At 68.6% G+C, this 245-nt stretch carries 1 pseudogene; it reads left to right on the top strand.

Annotated features, from left to right (window positions below):
- Positions 1–245 (top strand): annotated as a pseudogene (locus KVT37_RS32575) (sugar ABC transporter ATP-binding protein); the annotation flags it as partial.

Genomic DNA, 245 nt, shown 5'->3' with positions numbered 1-245 from the left:
CCGGCTCGCGCATCCTGGTGCTCGACCACCCGACGCGCGGCCTCGATGCGGGGGCGAAGGAGGAGGTCCAGGAGCTGGTCCGCGATCTCTCCGAGCAGGGCGTGGCGATCCTTGTGATCTCCGACACGCTGGAGGAGACGATCGGCCTGTGGCACCAGGAGCTGGTGATGCGCGACGACGAGATCCCCGCGCGCGTCGACGCCAGACCGGGCAACAAGCCGGATCAGGTCGAATTGCTACGAGCG

Origin of the sequence: Mesorhizobium sp. GbtcB19 (genome assembly GCF_019091085.1) — a bacterium.
Classification (GTDB): domain Bacteria; phylum Pseudomonadota; class Alphaproteobacteria; order Rhizobiales; family Rhizobiaceae; genus Mesorhizobium.
Note: the sequence above shows the minus strand (reverse complement) of the source record. Positions and strands in the feature narration are given on the sequence as shown.